Origin of the sequence: Pseudoalteromonas sp. 2CM37A (assembly GCF_023161885.1) — a bacterium.
Taxonomy (GTDB): Bacteria; Pseudomonadota; Gammaproteobacteria; order Enterobacterales; family Alteromonadaceae; genus Pseudoalteromonas; species Pseudoalteromonas atlantica.
The window spans coordinates 813,617-833,603 of the sequence record NZ_JALNTJ010000002.1 but is presented as its reverse complement, the minus strand read 5'-3'; the positions used below and the strand labels follow the sequence as shown (position 1 = coordinate 833,603).

Annotated in this window: 15 protein-coding genes; 6 read left to right on the top strand and 9 right to left on the bottom strand. The window is 39.6% G+C overall.

From position 1 onward, the window contains the following. Positions 1 to 486 precede the first annotated feature (486 nt). The 6 genes from MTF68_RS07425 to MTF68_RS07400 form a co-directional block, all read right to left on the bottom strand. On the bottom strand, positions 487 to 807 hold the full coding sequence (locus MTF68_RS07425) for a hypothetical protein (RefSeq protein ID WP_004589283.1): 321 nt from the start codon (positions 805 to 807) through the stop codon (positions 487 to 489). Between the two features lie 16 nt (positions 808 to 823). Then, positions 824 to 1,555 carry a nuclear transport factor 2 family protein gene (locus MTF68_RS07420; RefSeq protein WP_248462122.1) on the bottom strand — a complete coding sequence of 244 codons (732 nt, stop codon included), beginning with the start codon at positions 1,553 to 1,555 and terminating at the stop codon, positions 824 to 826. Between the two features lie 92 nt (positions 1,556 to 1,647). After that, positions 1,648 to 2,391 (bottom strand): ferredoxin--NADP reductase, encoded by a 744-nt coding sequence (locus MTF68_RS07415; protein ID WP_248462121.1) that lies wholly within the window; start codon positions 2,389 to 2,391, stop codon positions 1,648 to 1,650. Between the two features lie 1,081 nt (positions 2,392 to 3,472). Continuing rightward, positions 3,473 to 4,474 (bottom strand): glycosyltransferase family 2 protein, encoded by a 1,002-nt coding sequence (locus MTF68_RS07410; RefSeq protein ID WP_248462120.1) that lies wholly within the window; start codon positions 4,472 to 4,474, stop codon positions 3,473 to 3,475. 1,533 nt (positions 4,475 to 6,007) lie between these two features. Beyond that, positions 6,008 to 6,709 (bottom strand): purine-nucleoside phosphorylase, encoded by a 702-nt coding sequence (gene deoD / locus MTF68_RS07405; protein ID WP_004587192.1) that lies wholly within the window; start codon positions 6,707 to 6,709, stop codon positions 6,008 to 6,010. Between the two features lie 15 nt (positions 6,710 to 6,724). Then, positions 6,725 to 7,942 (bottom strand): phosphopentomutase, encoded by a 1,218-nt coding sequence (locus MTF68_RS07400; protein ID WP_096042662.1) that lies wholly within the window; start codon positions 7,940 to 7,942, stop codon positions 6,725 to 6,727. Positions 7,943 to 8,136: 194 nt separating this feature from the next. On the opposite strand from MTF68_RS07400, the gene udk reads away from it, so the two are divergent. From udk to MTF68_RS07385, 3 genes are all read left to right on the top strand, one after another. Beyond that, the gene (gene udk / locus MTF68_RS07395) at positions 8,137 to 8,766 is read left to right on the top strand and encodes a uridine kinase (RefSeq protein WP_004587190.1); all 630 of its coding nucleotides are present in this window, start codon (positions 8,137 to 8,139) and stop codon (positions 8,764 to 8,766) included. A gap of 17 nt (positions 8,767 to 8,783) precedes the next feature. Beyond that, on the top strand, positions 8,784 to 10,007 hold the full coding sequence (locus tag MTF68_RS07390) for a NupC/NupG family nucleoside CNT transporter (protein WP_004587189.1): 1,224 nt from the start codon (positions 8,784 to 8,786) through the stop codon (positions 10,005 to 10,007). 354 nt (positions 10,008 to 10,361) lie between these two features. Then, positions 10,362 to 11,063, top strand: coding sequence for a transporter substrate-binding domain-containing protein (locus MTF68_RS07385; protein ID WP_248462119.1), 702 nt, complete (start codon positions 10,362 to 10,364; stop codon positions 11,061 to 11,063). Between the two features lie 96 nt (positions 11,064 to 11,159). Here MTF68_RS07385 and MTF68_RS07380 read toward each other — a convergent pair whose 3' ends face one another. Continuing rightward, entirely contained in the window at positions 11,160 to 11,840 is a 681-nt protein-coding gene (locus MTF68_RS07380) for a transporter substrate-binding domain-containing protein (RefSeq protein ID WP_348983616.1), read from the bottom strand. Between the two features lie 196 nt (positions 11,841 to 12,036). After that, positions 12,037 to 12,246 (bottom strand): cold-shock protein, encoded by a 210-nt coding sequence (locus tag MTF68_RS07375; RefSeq protein WP_004587186.1) that lies wholly within the window; start codon positions 12,244 to 12,246, stop codon positions 12,037 to 12,039. A 557-nt stretch (positions 12,247 to 12,803) separates the two neighbouring features. On the opposite strand from MTF68_RS07375, the gene MTF68_RS07370 reads away from it, so the two are divergent. The 3 genes from MTF68_RS07370 to MTF68_RS07360 all read left to right on the top strand — a co-directional run bounded on the left by MTF68_RS07370 (position 12,804) and on the right by MTF68_RS07360 (position 17,754). Further along, complete coding sequence (locus MTF68_RS07370) at positions 12,804 to 14,600, top strand: glycoside hydrolase family 3 protein (protein ID WP_248462118.1); 1,797 nt, start codon at positions 12,804 to 12,806, stop codon at positions 14,598 to 14,600. A gap of 19 nt (positions 14,601 to 14,619) precedes the next feature. Continuing rightward, positions 14,620 to 15,354 carry a 5-oxoprolinase subunit PxpA gene (locus MTF68_RS07365; RefSeq protein WP_248462117.1) on the top strand — a complete coding sequence of 245 codons (735 nt, stop codon included), beginning with the start codon at positions 14,620 to 14,622 and terminating at the stop codon, positions 15,352 to 15,354. A 363-nt stretch (positions 15,355 to 15,717) separates the two neighbouring features. Beyond that, positions 15,718 to 17,754 (top strand): S9 family peptidase, encoded by a 2,037-nt coding sequence (locus tag MTF68_RS07360; protein WP_248462116.1) that lies wholly within the window; start codon positions 15,718 to 15,720, stop codon positions 17,752 to 17,754. Between the two features lie 490 nt (positions 17,755 to 18,244). Here the strand turns inward: MTF68_RS07360 and MTF68_RS07355 are convergent, their stop codons facing one another. After that, a complete protein-coding gene (locus MTF68_RS07355; protein WP_248462115.1) occupies positions 18,245 to 19,846 on the bottom strand; it encodes an isocitrate lyase in 1,602 nt (533 codons plus the stop codon). Positions 19,847 to 19,987 lie beyond the last annotated feature (141 nt).

Genomic DNA, 19,987 nt, shown 5'->3' with positions numbered 1-19,987 from the left:
TGGTGCAATTAATGAGTAGCAGCGGCTTTATGCCGCGAAAAAGTTTAATATAAAACGCGAGGTAAACTCGCTGCTACGTAGTTAGCTCATGCTTTCGTTTAAAAGTGATTATGTCACCACCGAGGAGAGCAGGAGAAAAACTGAAGAAATAAATCACCAATACCTGTGCTTTCTCTGTGTAGCGCGAAGCGCCTCTGTGCCCTCTGTGGTGCAATTAATGAGTAGCAGCGGCTTTATGCCGCGAAAAAGTTTAATATAAAACGCGAGGTAAACTCGCTGCTACACGATAAACCCTATTCTGTAGACACGTCTTAAAAATGATTATCTCACCACAAAGAAGTAACTCACCAATGCCTGTTTTCTCTGTGTAGCGCGAAATGCCTTCTGTGGTGCAATTAGTGAGAAGCTGCGCTTCTAAGGTGAGCAAACTAGGCGTATACAGGCAAAATTAGCTACAGGGTAAAACTTGTATTCAGGCGTTTATAATTATCGTTTAAAGTATAAATCGATGGCTTTGGTGAGGAGTTCGTCGAGTTGCTCTTCGAAGGTATCTATATCAATTTCAAAATGGTTTAAATAGGCCTTGGCTTGCACTCGCGATAGGTTGCGGTTTTTTACGCTGTATTGACGCTCATCTTTTTGTTTGTCAAAACGTGGTAAAAACAAAAATTGCCCGTAATAAGGTGATTTAATATGCTTATTAGCATAACGACAAAAGTCTTCTATGTGATCTGCGCCCTGCGGCCCTAAACACCCTGGCTCAACGCGATACATTAAGCGAATTTTTTTGTCGTCTGCTAACTGCATAGTATGCCTTTTATAATTATCTAAAAAATAATACGCGGATTATTTTTCCGTCTTTTATTTGGTAGCTCGATACTAACTCAGAGCGTTTATCTACCACGTTTTCGTCTGTTGAACAGGTTTCTGATAGCTCGTGGTCTATTACTATGTCGCCGTGCACAATACGCTTTATTGGCGAGCTATTAATACACTTTAATTTTTTAAACATTAAGCCATAACGGGCTATTAGTTTTTCTTTTCCTTTAAATAATAGCTCATTAGGAAAAATATAAAACTCTACATCTTCATCGTACATACGAATAAATTGTTCAATATTACGTGCGTTATAGGCTTCTACTAGTTGCTCTACAACAGCAAGCGACTCGCGAGATTGCTTAGCTTTAGCTTGCTGCTTAGCGGTTAATGCCTCTTTGGCTTGCGTTACCGCTTTTTCTGCCTCGGCCACAGCTGCTGCTTTTTCTACTTTGTTTTTTGGTTTTTCTACCGGTTTTGGGGTTTCGCTACCCAGTACTTTTGAGTCGTCAGGTTTAGTAGTATCTACTGTTGGCGTTTTAAGCTCAGGGGCTTGGTACTCAAGCGTGTTTAACTTTTCATCTTTTGCTTTTGTTGGTGAATTGCTGGCTTGAGTAGAGCTTGACGCTTGCTCGGTACTTTTTTGCTCTTCTTGAGTCTCTTTGGTTTGCTCTGCTGCATAACTGATCAGGGCAACAGTGGCAATAAGCGAGGCAAAAATAATAGATAACGATTTCATAACTTTCCTAATATGAACATATAACGCTGTTAATGCTGCAACATAACAAATTTGAGCGTTTTCGGGTAGCAATTAAATGATTGTTATACACTTTACCAATACTGCTCAACCGTTATGTGCCCTGGGTCTCTGCGACGATTTCGTTTAAAGTTTTTGTCTAAAAGTAGCTGTGTGGTGTCTTTTACCATTTGTGGGTTACCGCAAATCATAAATTGCGAATTACTCGGGCTTGGGGTTTTAGAGGCTTTCCTAAATAGCTCGCCGTTTTGAATTGCTGTAGTTATACGCCCTTTCAGGCCTTGCTGTGGCTCCTCACGGCTCACAACCGGAATGTAGTTAAGTTGTGTAGGGTGTGCGTTTATTAGGGTATGTATAAGATTTTGATAGCTTAAATCGGTATTAAAACGTACGCCGTGCACTAAATTAATCTGTGTGTATTTTTGCCATACCTCTTGCTGCTGCAAAATAGATAAAAACGGCCCTATTGCAGTGCCTGTACTTAGCATCCATAACTGCTCGCTTTGCGGTATTTCGTCTAAGGTAAAAAAGCCTGTGGCACGTTGCTCTATTAATACAGTGTCGCCTGGTTTTAATTGCGCCAACCTAGGCGATAATAAGCCGCCCTCTACATTGATAAGGTAAAATTCTAAATCGGGGTTATTAGGCGCGTTGACATAAGAGTATGCCCGAGCAATACGTTTATCGCCCTCCATAATCGAGAGCTTAGTAAACTGCCCTGCTTTAAATGGCTCTACGCTTGCGTTTACTACCAGGCTGAAAAGTGTATCGCTCCACCATGTTACTTTTTTTACGGTTGCATCTACCCAGTTAGACATAGTCAACTCCATAGCTTAACGGTTAAACAACAAAAACAATAAATGGTTGTAATTTATACACTAGCATTAACTTAGTAAGAGTGACACTGGGTGTAGCGATTTTTTAAACGTAATGCTTTTACTTTGGGTAACATTGGTTTGTTTAAAAAAGATGAGTAGCAGCGGCTTTATGCCGCGAAAAAAATTAATACCAAACGCGAGGTAAACTCCAGCTACGCGGTTAGCCCGTGCTGTGCAGACGTGCGTTGTTTTCGTTCATAAGTGATTTTTTTCACCACAGAGGAGTGAAGGAGAAGAGCAGGAGAAATGACTTACCAACCCCCATTGTTTCCTTTGTGTCTCTGTGCCCTCTGCGGTGCAATTAATGAGTAGCAGCGGCTTTATGCCGCGAAAAAATTAATACCAAACGCGAGGTAAACTCGCTGCTACACGATAAACCCTATTCTCTAAACACGTCTTAAAAGTGGTTATGTCACCACCGAGAAACCATAAGAAGTAATATAACCAGCCCCCATGTTTCTCTGCGTAGCGCAGAATGCTTTCTGTGGTTAAATTAATGAGAAAATACGCATCAACCCTCAGCAACCTAGGCATCTTCAATGTTTACATTAATCTTAGAGCTAACCCAACTCTATACAGCTTGCTGGCATTTTAAAAGCAACGCTTTTACCTAGGGGTTACATAATTCTTATTAAACTTTAATTAAACGAAGTAAATTTCTGTAAACTTATTTAGCTTTAACTATAAACAATAGATTAGGGTTAATATTTCTCTAATGCATTAAACATTAGGTGAATATAAAATTTAAACGCTTAAAGACTTAAAATATTTGGTTCTGTTCGTAATACGATTTTGGAGAAGACAATAAGAATGGAGTTATTATAGAATGAGAGGGGCCATACGCTGTTAAATTATAACTCTAACTCCTGAAAAGTGTAAAACTTAAATAATCACTACAAGCACTATATAAACTAAATAAACATTATATAAATTAATTTATACTCACTTAAACAATAAAATTAAAATTACTTTTATTAATATAAAAAGCAAAAAAAGAAGTGATAAATAGAGTTTATAAAGACTATTTTGTAGACAACTCAACTTCTACGTTTATATGCTCGCCTAGGCTAGAAAGATCTTTACTTACTAAATATTTAACTAATAGAAGAGTATTTTTGAAGTCTATCTCACGAAATTTTAGCATATGTTTTACCATTAATTTAAAATAAACATAGCAATGAGAGTTGAAAGTTTTCTTTAAAATTTTTCTTTGCTCTGAATCTAATGGAATATTCTCTAAAATCATCGCTGTTGCCAGAGCTTTACTTCCCATAATGTTACATGAACCTACAAGGTCCCAGCTTATGTTCGAAAAAAACATATTTACACCCTTGCCGCATTTTGTGATGTCACAAGGGTAGTACGCAACTTTATCAGCATTAGAACACAACAATAGCCACATTAGTTCATCTTCACCTGCAAACCTTAGTTGGTCGCAAAATAATACCTCAGGAAATTTACTCAGCCTGTACATAACTGTCGATGTTTGCGATAAATATTTATTGTACATTGACTGGACAATAACAGGTGAATCTATTAAAAATTTAGACTCGCCTACTAAAAAGTGGCTTAAATCGCGCTCCATTTCAGGAATATCAGTATTCCAATTAGAATCATAGAAGCCATCTCGATCTGTATTGCCAAAATAAAAGCTAGCACCTAAGTCGAAGGCCTCTAATGCTAAAGTGCTATGGCTTACACCCCATTGATCATCCGAGTCTAAAAATGCAACATAATCAACTATATTGCAAAGCTTAGTTTGAATATATTTTAATGCTGTATTTCTAGCTATAGCTGGTCCAGAATTAGTTTTGTGGTAAAGGCTAATTAAATGTATATTTTTTGGTAAAGTAGGCAGGAGTGCCAATTCTTCAGAAAGTGAAAGAGGAGAACAATCATCAACAATAACAACATAGTAAGTTATTTTACTTAAGCTTTCTTGCTCAATTATAGACTTGAGAGATTTTAACAATATTCCTTTATCTCGTTGATAAAATGGTATTACGACCCCTATACTATGCATAATAATTCCTATAAATCATCCATGTATTTAATCAATTCACTTAATTATTTGCACAAAGCCAAATTAATTATTTTTGTATGAACTAATTAATATTTTTATATTAAGTTTGTTATTTAAACCTTTAACGATTAAAAATAATACTAATTTTTAACCGTTGAAGCAATAAAACATTGCTAAAATAGCGATAGTTTTTAATTTATTGCTAGCAATCAGTAAAAAAGATTAGCTTAATAAGAATAAAAATTATTTTATATTTATTCTTATTAACTTTAATTTCGGTACAGCCACCCAATAAAGTAAGCAACTAAACTGAAAACTTACGAATAAAAGCTATTGTTCCCTATACTAACTACTAGCTAATTTATCCATTGCAGTTAACGGCATAATAGTAAAACCGTGGGGACTAAATACCTATAAATTATTTTCCCATTCTTACAAAGGGACACCATCATGAGCTTAGTGGTTATTTGGGGTATAATTTTAACCCACAGCCCCCTGCTGCTTGTAAATTTATAAAGATTATTAATAATACCTAGAATCAAATGGTCTATCAAAGAACTTCTTGGATAATTTTTTATAGGTTGCTCAAATTCCTTACTGTCAATAAGTATCTATCAGCTTAGTTGCTTGTACCCCCTCTTCTTTCCTCCTACAAACGTATATTAGAAGCTGCAAAGTTTTATTGTTACGCTTCAACGAGTGTTAGGCATGACTGTGACAGACCTGAAGCGATACTTTTTACTATTAGTGGGCTTATACGATATAAATTTGTTGTGATGCTTACAATGCAATCATTGAAAAAGTGAAGATGCTCAGGCAAATGGTAGTAGTGCAAATCAACTCTGAGCAAGCTCTACGTTTACAATATCAACATTAACACCTAAGCTGAGCCTTTCCCAGTAGACGCAAAGCTTGCTGGCGTTTTAAAAGCAACGCTTTTACCCTAGTGTAAGCCCCTTTGCTAAAGCCATGAGGGACTACCCTTCTAGCGTGAGCAAGCTCAACGACTTGTATCTCTCATTGATAAATGATTAGCTATCATTTATCACATCGAGTTCAGTGAGCTTGCCTCGACGTCTACAAGTCAAGTTAACGTCGGAGCTACCTCCTGTAGACGTGCATTGCTTTTGTTTAAAAGTGATTATGTCACCACTGAGAACACCGAGAAGATAATGAGAAGTGATGAACCAAACCCGTGTTTTCTATATGTAGCGCAAAGCGCCTCTGCGTACTTTATGGTGGAGTTAATGAGTAGCAGCGGCTTTATGCCACGAAGAAATTAATACCAAACGCGAGGTAAACTCCAGCTACGCGGTTAGCTCGTGCTGTGTAGACGCGCAGCTTGCTGGCGTTTTAAAAGCAACGCTTTTACTTAGGTGTAAATCCTTTTGCCAAAGCGCTTTTATAGGCATAAAAAAAGCCGCATAAAATGCGGCTTTGGGGGTTTAGTCTCACTTCACTTTGGGCGTGTCTCCAAAACTTAGTGAATACGTTACCAAGGAACTGTTTGCTAATTTAATAAAATTGCCTTTATTAAATAGACTCTAAAGCAATTTTAACCATTTCGTTAAATGTACTTTGGCGCTCATCTGCAGGTGTTGCTTCACCGGTGATCACGTGGTCACTTACGGTAAATAGTGCCATTGCGTTAGCACCATACTCTGCAGCTACACCATATAAACCTGCTGTTTCCATATCTACAGCTAGTACACCTAGTTTATCTAGGTCTTTATAGAATGTGTCGTCAGCTTGGTAGAAGGTATCGGTAGTAAATACGTTACCTACTTTTGCTTTAATGCCTAGGTCTTTAGCGGCGTTAACACCGTTTAAAAGTAGGTCAAAGTTAGCAATTGCTGAAAAATCGTAACCACGAACGCGTGCACGGTTTACGTTTGAGTCGGTGCTTGCGCCTTGTGCAAAAATTACGTCGCGAATTTTAATATCTGTACCAATACCACCACAGGTACCAATACGAATAATATTTTTAACGCCAAAGCTTACAATTAACTCACGCGCATAAATAGACATAGATGGTATGCCCATGCCCGAACCCATAATACTTACGGGTTTACCTTTATATGTGCCTGTAAAGCCGTACATGTTACGTACGCCTGTTACTTGTACTGCATCATCTAAAAAGTTTTCAGCAATGTATTGTGCACGAAGCGGATCGCCCGGCATTAATACTGTTTCAGCGAAGTCACCAACGTTTGCACTAATATGCGGAGTACTCATTAATTGTTTTCCTTTTTATTTAGGCGCGTTTAGCTTATTTAAAAAGCCGTCACCGTATTCAAGTGCAGGTAAGTTAAACCACTGTGCAAGGGTTTGGCCTATATCTGCAAAGCTATTGCGCTCGCCAAGCGGGGTATTTTGCATGCCCGGTTGATAAGCTATAACTGGTACATATTCGCGGGTGTGCTCTGAACCTGGAAAGGTTGGGTCACAGCCGTGATCTGCAGTGATCATTAACACGTCATCTGCATTTAATTGGTTTAGTATAGTTGGTAAGTAATCGTCAAATTCTTTTAACGCTTTTGCATAACCAACTGGGTTGCGACGGTGGCCAAACTTTTCGTCAAAATCAACTAAATTGGTAAAAATTAAGCTGTTATCTGGCGCACTTGCTAATACTTCGCTGCTTTTTTCAAGCAAATTCATCAGCCCTGGGGCTTTGTGTTTTTGGGTAATGCCTTGGTGTGCATATATATCTGCAATTTTACCAATGCTTATTACTTCACCGCCGTGTTTAGATAGTACATCTAATAGGGTCGGTGCTGGCGGCAATACTGAATAATCGCGACGATTACCAGTACGGGCAAAATCTGCATTGCTTGTGCCTAAAAATGGCCTAGCAATAACACGGCCTATATTTAGTTTATCAAGTAATTCGCGGGCAATTTCACACACTTCGTAAAGGCGCTCAAGGCCAAAAGACTCTTCGTGTGCGGCAATTTGAAACACGCTATCTGCAGAGGTGTAACAAATTGGTTTGCCTGATTTTACATGCTCTTCGCCTAGCTGCTCTAATATGGTAGTGCCTGATGCATGGCAGTTGCCTAAAATGCCAGGTATACCGGTAGCGGCTATAAATTCGTCTACAAATTCTTGTGGAAAACTCGGCTGTGTTTTAGGGAAGTAGCCCCAATCAAATAACACAGGTACGCCGGCCATTTCCCAGTGCCCTGATGGCGTATCTTTACCGCTTGAAAGCTCTTTTGCATAACCCCACGCACCTTGCGATGCTTGACGCTCAGAAACTAAACACGTTTCACCGCCCGCTGCCTCACAGGCATCGATTAAACCTAATTTAGATAAATTAGGTAACGATAACGCTTTACCCGTTTCGTCGTGGTATGCTTTTAATAAGTGGGCGAGTGTATTTGCTCCAACATCACCAAATTTGTCTGCATCGGGTGCTGCGCCTATACCTAGGCTGTCTGCCATTAAGATGATTGCTCTTGCCATGTTGACCTCACTTTGCTTCTAGGTGGTTACTTTATCCGCTGATCGAATTTTCCGTACAGGACATAAGTCCTGTTTCATAAAAGCTAAACATTATAAATTTGCGTTCTTAAGCAAAGCAAAAGAGATTATTCGTGTCTTTTTTGCTATTGTGATCAACCAAACAACTTTTCCTTTCTGTGTGGGTGAGAACTTTAGTGACACGAACTATTATAGCTATTGCTGGCGCATCAGCGTCGGGCAAATCTCTTTTTAGCCAAACTATTTACAATGAGTTGGTTAATGAGCTTGAACCAGGCGCTATCGCCATTATTGAAGAAGATGCTTATTACAAGGATCAGTCGCATTTGCCTATGGAACACCGTACGCAAACTAACTACGACCATCCTGATGCATTTGAACATGAGTTAATGCTTGAACATTTAACTCAACTTCGTAGTGGTAACTCTGTCGAAGTACCTACTTATGATTATGCACAACACACACGAAGCGATGAAACTCGTCGCGTTGCTGCAGCTAAAATTTTAATAGTAGAAGGTATTTTATTATTAAGTGATAAAGCACTTAATAAAGAATTTGATATTAAGGTATTTATAGATACACCCCTTGATATTTGCTTAATGCGTCGTATGCAACGAGACATGGAAAAAAGAGGCAGAACATTACAATCTGTTGTTGAGCAATATCAAGCAACTGTTAGACCGATGTTTTATCAATTTATTGAGCCTTCAAAGCATAACGCTGATTTGGTTGTGACTCGAGGCGGAATGAACCGCGTTGCGATTGATATTATTAAAAGTAAAATTAAGTATTTACTACAAGAATAATAACGGGAAACATCTGTATGACAACATTTATGAGCTTAGTAGGCATGTTTGTACTACTAAGTATTGCTTTTGCGGCTTCGACTAATCGTAAAGCAATAAACTTACGCACCGTAGCGATAGCCTTTGCTATGCAAGTAGTTATTGGTGGGTTTGTACTGTTTTTTGAAGCAGGTAAAAATGTGTTAGCAAGTATGTCTAGTGCCGTCTCTTCGGTAATTAGCTTTGCAAACGACGGGATTGGGTTTTTATTTGGCCCACTTGCATCGCAAGATACACTCGGCTTTATTTTTGCTATTCAAGTTTTACCGGTCATTGTGTTTTTCTCAGCACTTGTTGCTGTGCTTTACCACATTGGCATTATGGATTGGATAATTAAAATTCTGGGCGGCGGTTTACAAAAACTATTGAAAACCTCACGCACAGAATCGCTCTCAGCAACGGCTAATATATTTGTAGGCCAAACTGAAGCACCCTTAATTGTTAAGCCGTTTATAGCAACCATGACTAAGTCTGAGTTGTTTGCAGTAATGGTAGGTGGCTTAGCCACGGTAGCAGGCTCTGTAATGGCAGGTTACGTAATTATTGGTGTAGAGCTTAAGTATTTAATTGCCGCCAGCTTTATGGCTGCACCAGGTGGGTTTTTAATGGCCAAAATGATTGTGCCAGAGACCGAAACACCTAAAGATACGCTTGCTGATTTAGACACCGATGAAGACAAGCCAGTTAATGTTATTGATGCAGCAGCATCAGGCGCAGCTAACGGCATGCATTTAGCGCTAAATGTGGGCGCAATGCTATTAGCTTTCGTAGCATTAATAGCGTTATTAAACGGTTTACTAGGCGGTATTGGTGGGTGGTTTGATTACCCTACTTTAACGCTACAAGAAATTTTAGGTTATGTATTTGCTCCTGTTGCATGGTTACTTGGCGTACCATGGGATGAGGCAATCATAGCAGGTAGTTTTATTGGTCAAAAGTTAGTAGTAAATGAGTTTGTTGCTTACTTAGACTTTATAAATTATCGCGATACGTTAAGTGCGCACACTCAAGCAATTGTAACATTTGCGTTATGTGGGTTTGCTAATCTATCGTCGATAGCTATTTTACTAGGTGGATTAGGCGGTATGGCGCCTAGTAGGCGAAAGGATATCGCACGCTTAGGGCTCAGAGCAGTGTTAGCAGGATCTATGGCTAACCTTATGAGCGCAGCAATTGCTGGGTTTTTCCTCTCGCTAGCTTAGAAACTTAATGAGATGAACACCGGTGTTGCAAAACAAGAAGATAGTACTTTAAGGGGTTAAAGCACTATCTGACTTGAACGATACTTCACCAAGGGCCGCAAGGCCCTTTTATCGTTTTAGGGCCCTTATAAATATATTCTTCCTGTTAAAAACAACTCCCTCTTTCTTACCTTTAAGTACATATACGCGCATGGCTTTTTATATTTTTGCGATAAATTTGTATTATTGAAAAGTGGTAAATTATAAATTTTAGGCCACACTTAGGTTTATCCTAATGTAACCTACTGTTTTATTGATGTTCTACCTTTAAGCACACTCATAAAATAGCCGCTGTTGATAAGACGATTTATATAAATGCGTAAACTTTTATTAGTATTGTTGTTTGTTTTTTTTAATAGCTACGCAAGCTCAGACCCTCTTTTAGTTGTCACGGAACTCTCACCGCCCGATCAAATACTCGTTGATGGAAAAGTGACAGGCAAAGGCACTGAGTTTATAAGGGCTATTTTTGCAAAGGCGAACCTAACGCCCGATATACAAATGTACCCATGGGCGCGAGCATTTAGACTTGCCAGCACTATCCAAAACACCTTTATTTACACCATAGCGCGCACCAAAGGGCGAGAAAACAACTTTCATTGGATAGGCCCAGTTTCGCATTTTGAGCTTGCTTTTGTTGCGCTTAAAGAGCGTGACGACATAATTATTAACAATACTGAGGAAGCAAAAAAATACAAAATAGCGATGCAACGTAACGACTTTTCTACTGATATATTAACTAACTTGGGGTTTGAGGTTGTGCTAACCACCGATATACAAAAATCGTATGCGTTATTGGTTGCCAAAAAAGTAGACTTAATTGTTGATGACCCCGAACTAATACATCAAATAAGTCAGTATTTGCCCACCCCTGACGCTCAATTTAAAGCCATATATAATGTAGAAGAACTCAAGGTAGATGCCTATTTGGCAGCAAATAAAAACACCGATATGCGCTATATAAACGCGCTACAAAAAGCCTTTCACACACTTAAAAATACCCAAGGGCTACCCTAGCCCCTAAGCTAAACCTTGCTTTTTTAAGCGCAACTTTAACGCTTAGTTACGTTATTTAGTACCTAAGTAATAAAGTCTAAAATAGGGGCTTAGTGATTAATTATTGCTATATGGCGCTATGAACGAATCGAGACTGCGCTCTTGTTTTAGCGCTTTAAAGGCACGTTGAAAGCGATCTACTATGTGCTGCGGCACCGCTTTATTAAACGCTAAATAATTATCTTTAAGGTCGTTACTTACAGGTAGCTCAGTGAGTTGCTCTACATCAAGTAAGCTCACGTTATAAGGCTTTAATTGGTTATAAATAACGTGCTCCGAGCCTAAAATAAGATCTATTTTATTGTTTATAAAAAGCTGAATATATTGTTGCTCTTCACCAAACGTCATTAAGTTTTGCCCATTTACAAACCCTATTTTTTTGACCAATGATTGATATATATCTCCCCTTACCATGCCTAACGAATAAAGAGTGGTGTCGTTAAGGGTATTTACAGTGACATCAGGACGGCTTTTTAACTTATAAAAATAAGTTCGTGCAGTAGTTAACGGACCAAGCCAATTAAATAAAGGAATTCGGTTAGTATGTTGCGCCATTGAAAAAATGGCTGAATAAGGCTTTTTATGCACAAGCATTGCGGCACGCTTCCAAGGCATGACTTTAAAGTCGCACTCTACTTCTGCTTTAATACACAGTGCGTTGACTATATCGTAGTTAGCGCCAACAAGTTGGCCGTGCTCGTTTATAAAATTATAAGGTGCAAACTGATCTGTATAAATAACTAACTTAAAATGGTTTGCATAAGTAAACGTGCTTAAGAAGAAACAAGCAATAAAAGGAAAGAGTTTTAGAATAACCGCACCACTACATTAATTTATATTATTAAATGATAGATGGCACTATTTTACAGTCAAATTTTAGGCACAAAAAAAGCGCCTTAAGCGCTTTTTTTTATTTTTACTTTAAAAGTAAAAATTATAACGGAGTGATGTTATCCGCTTGAGGACCTTTTTGACCTTGTGAAAGAGTGAACTCTACACGTTGCCCTTCAGCTAAAGTTTTGAAACCTTCGCTTTTGATTGCTGAGAAATGTGCGAAAACGTCTGGGCCGTTTTCTTGCTCGATGAAACCAAAACCTTTAGACTCGTTGAACCACTTAACTGTACCTGATACGATGTTAGACATTGTAATATCCTGATATAAAAATAAAAAATATGCTCATAAGAGCGGGTGTAGCAAAAAATGAGATGGTACTTAAAAACTTCAGGACGGTACTACAAGTATTACTTATACAACAACGAAATGGAGATTTATAAATTACATGCTTTCTTTCTAGCTGCGGCCTACTATATAGAGTTAACTATTTATGTCAAGCCTTTATAGTAATGCAGGCAATAAATAGTGTTTGTGCTTAACCTTTAATAACTCCCGTGGCTAGCCTATAGCTTAACCCCTGCGCGGCTTTAATAGTTAACTGGCCAATTAAAACAATGAACTATTTAATCTTTAGTTTTTAAAACGGCGGCAATGAGTACAGCTAATTTAACACCTACTCACCATTTAGATAAAACGTATTCAGCCATGATACACGCCTTACAATTTACCCTGTGTATACAAACAGCTGCACTTTGCAGTTGTACACAAAAATAGATAAGCTACTGCCACTTATCTATTTAGCGTTGGAGTGTGTTTTGCTAAATAAATGCTTTATTTCGTCTGTTGTTTTTTTATCTGGGTGTTTAATGCCATTACAATCTTCTTTTGCTAAGCCTACACTGTCTCTTGAACAACAATTGGGGCAAAAACTAATACTCGATTTGCGCTATTTTTGTCAGCAAGGGTCAAGCAAACAATGCAGAACACCGGTTACTACCCTACCTGATGAACTAGCAGCGGCCATTGCAAAGCATAATATTGGTGGTGTAATTTTATTTTCTGAAAACACCCAATCTATTGAGCAAACCATTACCCTTAATAGCCAATTACAAACTGCGGCGAGTAAATCAAGCTCAAAGCTGCCGTTATTTATTTCGATAGACCAAGAAGGCGGCCGAGTAGCGCGTTTACCTCGCGATGTTGCCACTTCATTTACTGGTAATATGTCTATTGGTGCAACCTATAAAAAGTATGGCACTCAATACGCAACCCAAATTGCCACTGTTATAGCTAAAGAGCTAAATTCGTTAGGTATTAATGTTAACTATGCCCCTACGGTAGATGTAAACATGAACCCCGATAACCCGGTAATTAATGTTCGCTCGTTTGGTGAAAACCCAGCACTTGTCAGTAAGCTAGGCGCAGCACAAGTGGCAGGGTTTGAGAGCAACGGCGTTATTACATCGTTAAAGCATTTCCCAGGGCACGGCGATACCAACGTAGACAGCCACACAGGGTTACCACAAGTAAATCACTCCAAAGAAGACATATACCAACAAGACTTAGCTCCCTTTAAACACATAATTGCCACGCAAAACCCAGGTATGATTATGACGGCGCATATTCAATACCCACAACTCGATAACAGTACGTTTGTAAGTGTTGATGGCAAAAGCATGATAAAACCCGCCACTATGTCGCGTACTATAATTACTGACATTTTAAGAGGGGAGTTAAATTATCAAGGCGTGGTGGTAACCGACGCTTTAGATATGGCTGGCATTAGTCACTTTTTTACCCCAACCCAAGCGGTAATCAATACCTTTGCAGCAGGCGTTGACCTAGCGCTTATGCCAATAGAGATCAGAACACCGGCTGATTTAAACGCACTCGACAAACTTATGGATGAATTAGTCGCATCTGTTAATAATAAACAACTCAGTAAAGAAGAAGTGGCTCAATCGGCTGCACGTATAACCGCTTTAAAAAATAAATTTAAATTAACCACACAGCTAGACCCATTAAGCACTTTGGCTAAAGCAAAAGATATTATTGGCTCTCAAGCACATCGCAAAATAGAAGCTGAGCTTGCCGTAAATGCTATTACTGAGGTTAAAAATAACAATAATGCATTGCCTCTTAATTTAAGCAAAGGGCAACACATCCATATTATTATGCCCGATACCCGAAAATGCATGGCCATGCAGCAAGCGCTTAGCGCTATAAGTAATGCGGCGCTTAAATATAGTTGCAGTAGTTTACAAGGGTTTGACCCTGTAAAGGCACATAGCTTAATTAAAAATGCAGATGTTGTTATTGCAGGCAACGCTACGCCTAATCAAAGCGCTGTAGAGATTGGCGGAATGGATGATTTAAAAGACGACCCTCGCTTTGCACTCAATACCGCTGAGCAACCTAAAGCGCTGTCATCATTACTGGATATAGCTGCATCAGTGAATAAAAAAACAATATTTATAAGTTTGCGTGCCCCCTACGACATAGCGCAGTTTGGCAGCAGAGCTAATGCAGTTCTTGCTTCTTATGCGTATAATATAGATACAGATAAAAACAATGCTGTTGCGGGGCCTGCATTTACAGCGCTTGCTAAGGTATTGTTAGGCAGTGCACACGCTCATGGCGTACTGCCGGTGACCATAAAATAATAATAACAAGGGATAAAAAATGAAACTGAATTGCGATTTAGGCGAAAGCTTTGGCGCATGGAAAATGGGATTAGATGATGAGGTAATGCCTCATATTGATATGGCAAATATTGCGTGTGGTTTTCATGGTGGAGACCCAGATGTAATAGCCGATACGTTGTATTTAGCAAAGCAGCACAATGTACAAATAGGTGCGCACCCAAGTTACCCCGACCAACAAGGCTTTGGCAGGCGCTCTATGGCGCTTAGCGCGCAAGAACTGACCAATTGCTTACATTACCAAATTGCCGCCCTTGATGGCATGGCTAAAGTACAGGGCTTAACACTTAGCTATGTTAAGCCACATGGTGCTTTATATAACGACATGATGAAAAACGATCATATTTTACAAACAGTTATTACTGCTATAGCGCACTACCCTGCACCATTAAAGCTTATGCTGTTAGCCACAAAAGACTCTGCAAAACACACCTTTGCCGCCAATAGTTTAGGTGTAGATCTTATTTTAGAAGCCTTTGCTGATAGGCAATATACAGACGAAGGGCATTTAGTATCTCGCCACCTTGATGGCAGCGTTCACGACAAGCCAGCGCTTTTAGCACAAGTAAAACAGCTATTAACCGACGGCTGTGTAACCACTCGCTCAGGAAACTCTCTAAACTTAAATGCTAACAGTTTGTGCGTGCATGGCGATAACGCAGCCGGTATAGCTCTTATTAAAGAAATTAAATCACTGTGTGTATCAGCAACCTAACCTTGCTTTTAGCTCGTTATTAAGCCTCAAGCTACAAAACGCGTGTTTGTTTCACTTTAAAAATTTTTAGCTGTAAAGGGGCTTTACAGCTTTAACCTCCATTTAGTTCAATCATGTACAACCTAATATCGCTTTAAAAATAGCCCAGCAACACAGCACAGTAACAAAGCATAAGTCACACAGCGCTGAAATACATGGCGCTGCATATAAAAAATTTAACGCAGTAAGCCCGCTATTTATTACTATAAAGTAACCATGCTTTACTTAAACCGGTATTAAATTATAGTTTCACCGCATCGCGCTTTTCATCCCTTGCCTGCTGACATATAACTACATATACAAAAACCACAGCAGGGAATACAAATGAAGACGCTTTTAGCACTTAGTTTAAGTAGCAGTTTATTACTTGGTAGTAACCAGTTAGCTTTTGCAAAGGACAACACATTACAGCTACAAGATGTGTTTAACCTTGAATACGCCAATCAAATTGATATAACAGACGATGGTAAAACGGTGTACTTTGTACGTAACCGTATGGATATAAAAACGGACCGTAAAGTCAGTAATATTTGGTCAGTTGATTATAAAACTAAACAACTGCAACCGCTTACCTCGGGCGTGCATATGGATCACTCCCCGGTACTATCGCCAGACGGGCAACGCCTTGCATTTATATCTAACCGCGATGGCAGCAGCCAAATTTATATGAAGTGGCTTAAAACAGGTGCTGTAGCAAAAATTAGTAACCTAACCAGCAGCCCACGCGCAATTACCTGGCATCCCGACTCTCAGCAGCTTATTTTTAGTATGTTTGTACCAAGTAGCAGTGCACCACCTGTTAACTTACCTGGCAAGCCTAAAGGCGCTACATGGGCCGAACCTGCTAAATTTATAGACGATGTATACTACCGCGCCGACGGAGGCGGTTATAGCCAAAAAGGCTTTAGCCAATTATTTGCAATAGATGCAAATGGCGGCAATGCAAAGCAGCTCACACACGATGAGTTTAATAACGCCGGCGAAGTAAGCTTTAGTAAAAACGGCAATAGCCTTTATTTTTCGGCCAATCGGCATGAGCAAAATCAACTAAAGCCCACTAATAGTGAAATATACCAGCTTGATTTAAGCACCTTAAAAATTGCTGCCATTACCAATAGAAACGGCCCTGACCAACAACCTAAAGTATCTCCCGATGGGCGTTACTTGGCCTTTACAGGGTATGATGATAAACGCACCAATTACGAAAACACGCAGCTTTATATTCGTGATTTAAAAACGGGCGATACAAAAAGCCTAACCCCTAATTTTGATAGAAGTGTGGGGCAAATTAAATGGAGTGCCAATTCAAAAGGGGTTTACTTTAGCTACGCAGACGAAGGCCAAACAGCCCTTGCCTACCAACCACGCAGTGGTAAGCGTAAAGTGCTCACCGAGCAAATAGGTAGCGTTGCGTTTGGTCGTCCTTATTCGGGCGGCGATTTTGATGTAAGCGAAGATGGCGATATTGCTTTTACACTTGCCGATACTCAGCGCCCTGCAGATATAGCCACTATAAAACGAGGCAAAGCTCGTCGCCTCACTACACTCAATGCCGATGCGTTAGGCGATAAAGAACTTGCCAACGTAGAAGAGATTTGGCTTAAATCGAGCCACGACCAGCTGCCAATTCAAGGCTGGATTGCATACCCACCTGGGTTTGATAAATCAAAAAAATACCCACTTGTATTAGAAATTCATGGCGGCCCTGTGGCTAATTATGGCCCTCACTTTAGTACCGAGGTGCAATTGTTTGCAGCCAAAGGAAACGTGGTTTTATACATGAACCCACGAGGCAGTGACTCATACGGTAAAACGTTTGCCCAAACAATTCATCATAATTACCCAAGTAACGATTTTGACGATTTAATGACCGGCGTTGATGCGCTAATAGCGAAAGGCTTTATTGATGAGTCTAAACTATTTGTAACAGGTGGCTCTGGCGGTGGTGTATTAACCGCATGGATTGTAGGGCACACCGACAGGTTTGCAGCAGCAGTGGTGGCTAAACCCGTTATTAATTGGATCAGTTTTGTACTAACTGCCGACTTTTATCCATTTTTTGCCGATTACTGGTTCCCAGGTAAACCTTGGGATCATATTGAGCACTATATGAAACGCTCACCTATTAGCTATGTAGGTAACGTAACAACGCCCACTATGCTTTTAACAGGGGAGGCAGATTACCGTACCCCTATTTCTGAAACCGAGCAGTTTTATCAAGCCCTTAAGCTGCAAGGTGTTGATACCGCTATGGTGCGTATTCCTAATGCTTCACACGGTATTACGGCGCGCCCTTCTAACTTAATGACCAAGGTTGCCTACATTCAATGGTGGTTTGATAAACACTCAAACAAAAAATAAGCACTGCATTTAGTTTTAAAAATAGCCACACCTAGGTGGCTATTTTTTTGTAATTACCAACGCTTAGGTTAATTAATGCCAAACTGTAAACCCCCTTTACAGTTTTGAGCTTATCCATATCGGACTTAGGTGTTTTTCAGTTAGTAAAATTTCGGTTTATTGTAATTTTAATCGTTTGAGTTGGTAAAAAATCGGTTTGAGCCACTGTTTATAAGCACTCAGTTAGTAAAAAATTGTTTTATAAAGGCACCAAGTTAGTAAAATTTCGGTTTATTATTTTACTTATACTTAGTAAAACAGCTAAAAACAGCCTTTTAATAGGGGGATTTTGCACTTTAAAGCGGCTTTACAGTAAAAAAGCAGCCATATAGCTGTACTTAATATCTACCTAGTTAAATTGTGATCCACAACTAAATTTAGCCGAGCCTGATTTATATTAATATAATAAAAAAAGGGCCTTACGGCCCTTGAGTAACACTATCTAGAAAAGTTAAAACTGGTTCATGGTGTTATCTTCACCACCGGCTTTAAGTGCGTTTTCACCAGAGAAGTACTCTTTGTGCGTATCGCCAATATTAGACCCAGCTAAATCTTGGTGCTTAACTGAGGCTTGTTCGCGGCGAATTTCTTGACGTTGTACATCACGTACATAAGCAAGCATGCCCATATCACCAAAGTAACCTTCTGATAAAATATCGGTGCTTAGTGCAGCCGTATGGTATGTAGGCAGTGTAATTAAGTGATGGAAAATACCCGCTTCACGTGCACCATCGCGCTGGAAGTTTTGCACTAATACATCCGCTTCAGCAGCAAGCTCTGTATCGTCCATTTCTGGCGCCATTAGGCCTTTATTATCACCTAGGCTTGGGTAAGCGCTCAAATCGCGACCCGCTTCTTGCCACTCTTGATACACTTGCTCACGGAACTTAAGCGTCCAGTTGAATGACGGTGAATTGTTATAAACAAGTTTAGCATCAGGCACTTGCTCTTTAACGCGGTTAACTAGCTCTGCAATTTGCTTAACATGTGGTTTTTCGGTTTCAATCCACAATAAATCAGCGCCCGATTGTAAGCTTGTTACACAATCTAGTACTACGCGGTCTTTTTCAGTGCCTTCGCGGAATTGGTATAAACCGTTTTCTAAACGCGTTGGCTTACATAATTGGCCATTAATTTTCATTGCCGTATCACCTTCGTTTAAATCATCTACACCGTTAATAGGTGTGGTTTCTAAAAACGCGTTGTACTGGCTAGCTAAGTCTCCTGGCGCTTGAGACACAGGCACTTTTTGCGTAAGGCTTGCACCTAATGAGTCGGTACGCGCAACAATAATACCGTTATCAATACCGAGTTCTAAAAATGCGTAACGTACAGCGTTAATTTTTGCTAAAAAATCTTCGTGCGGTACAGTTACTTTACCTGCTTGGTGACCACATTGTTTAGCGTCAGACACTTGGTTTTCTATTTGAATGGCACACGCACCTGCTTCAATCATCTTTTTAGCAAGTAGGTAGGTTGCTTCTTCGTTACCAAAACCAGCATCAATATCGGCAATAATAGGCACTACATGTGTCTCAAAATTATCAATTTTATCAAGCACCGCTTGCACATCGCCGCCATTGGCTTTCGCTTCGTCTAGATCATTAAATAAGTGGTCTAGTTCACGGGCATCGGCTTGTTTTAAAAATGTATAAATCTCTTCAATAAGCGCAGGCACTGAGGTTTTTTCGTGCATGCTTTGATCCGGTAACGGGCCAAATGCAGAGCGAAGTGCAGCAACCATCCAACCACTTAAGTAAACATAACTGCGCTTAGTTGTTTTTTGATGACGCTTTATTGCCATCATCATTTGTTGCGCAGTAAAACCATGCCAACAACCTAAAGACTGTGTGTATTGGCTGGTGTCTTTATCGTAAGCGGCCATATCTTCTCGCATTACATCTGCGGTGTATTGTGCAATTTCAATCCCTGTACGAAAGCGGTTTTGTAAACGCATGCGGCTTGCATATTCAGGGTTAATGGCTTTCCATGCGCTACCTTGAGATTGGCAAAGTGTTGCTAGAGTATCGGTTTCACGTGTGTATGTTGTCATAATAAAATCCTTCGAACGGGTCTATAAATTATTTAAATTATTGTGAGAGTGGCTAGGAGTGTGTGCTCCGTATCGCTTAATTCAACATTAGGCTTATTTTTTAGATTTAGTAAATTTATAGTTGTTATTACCGCTATATTT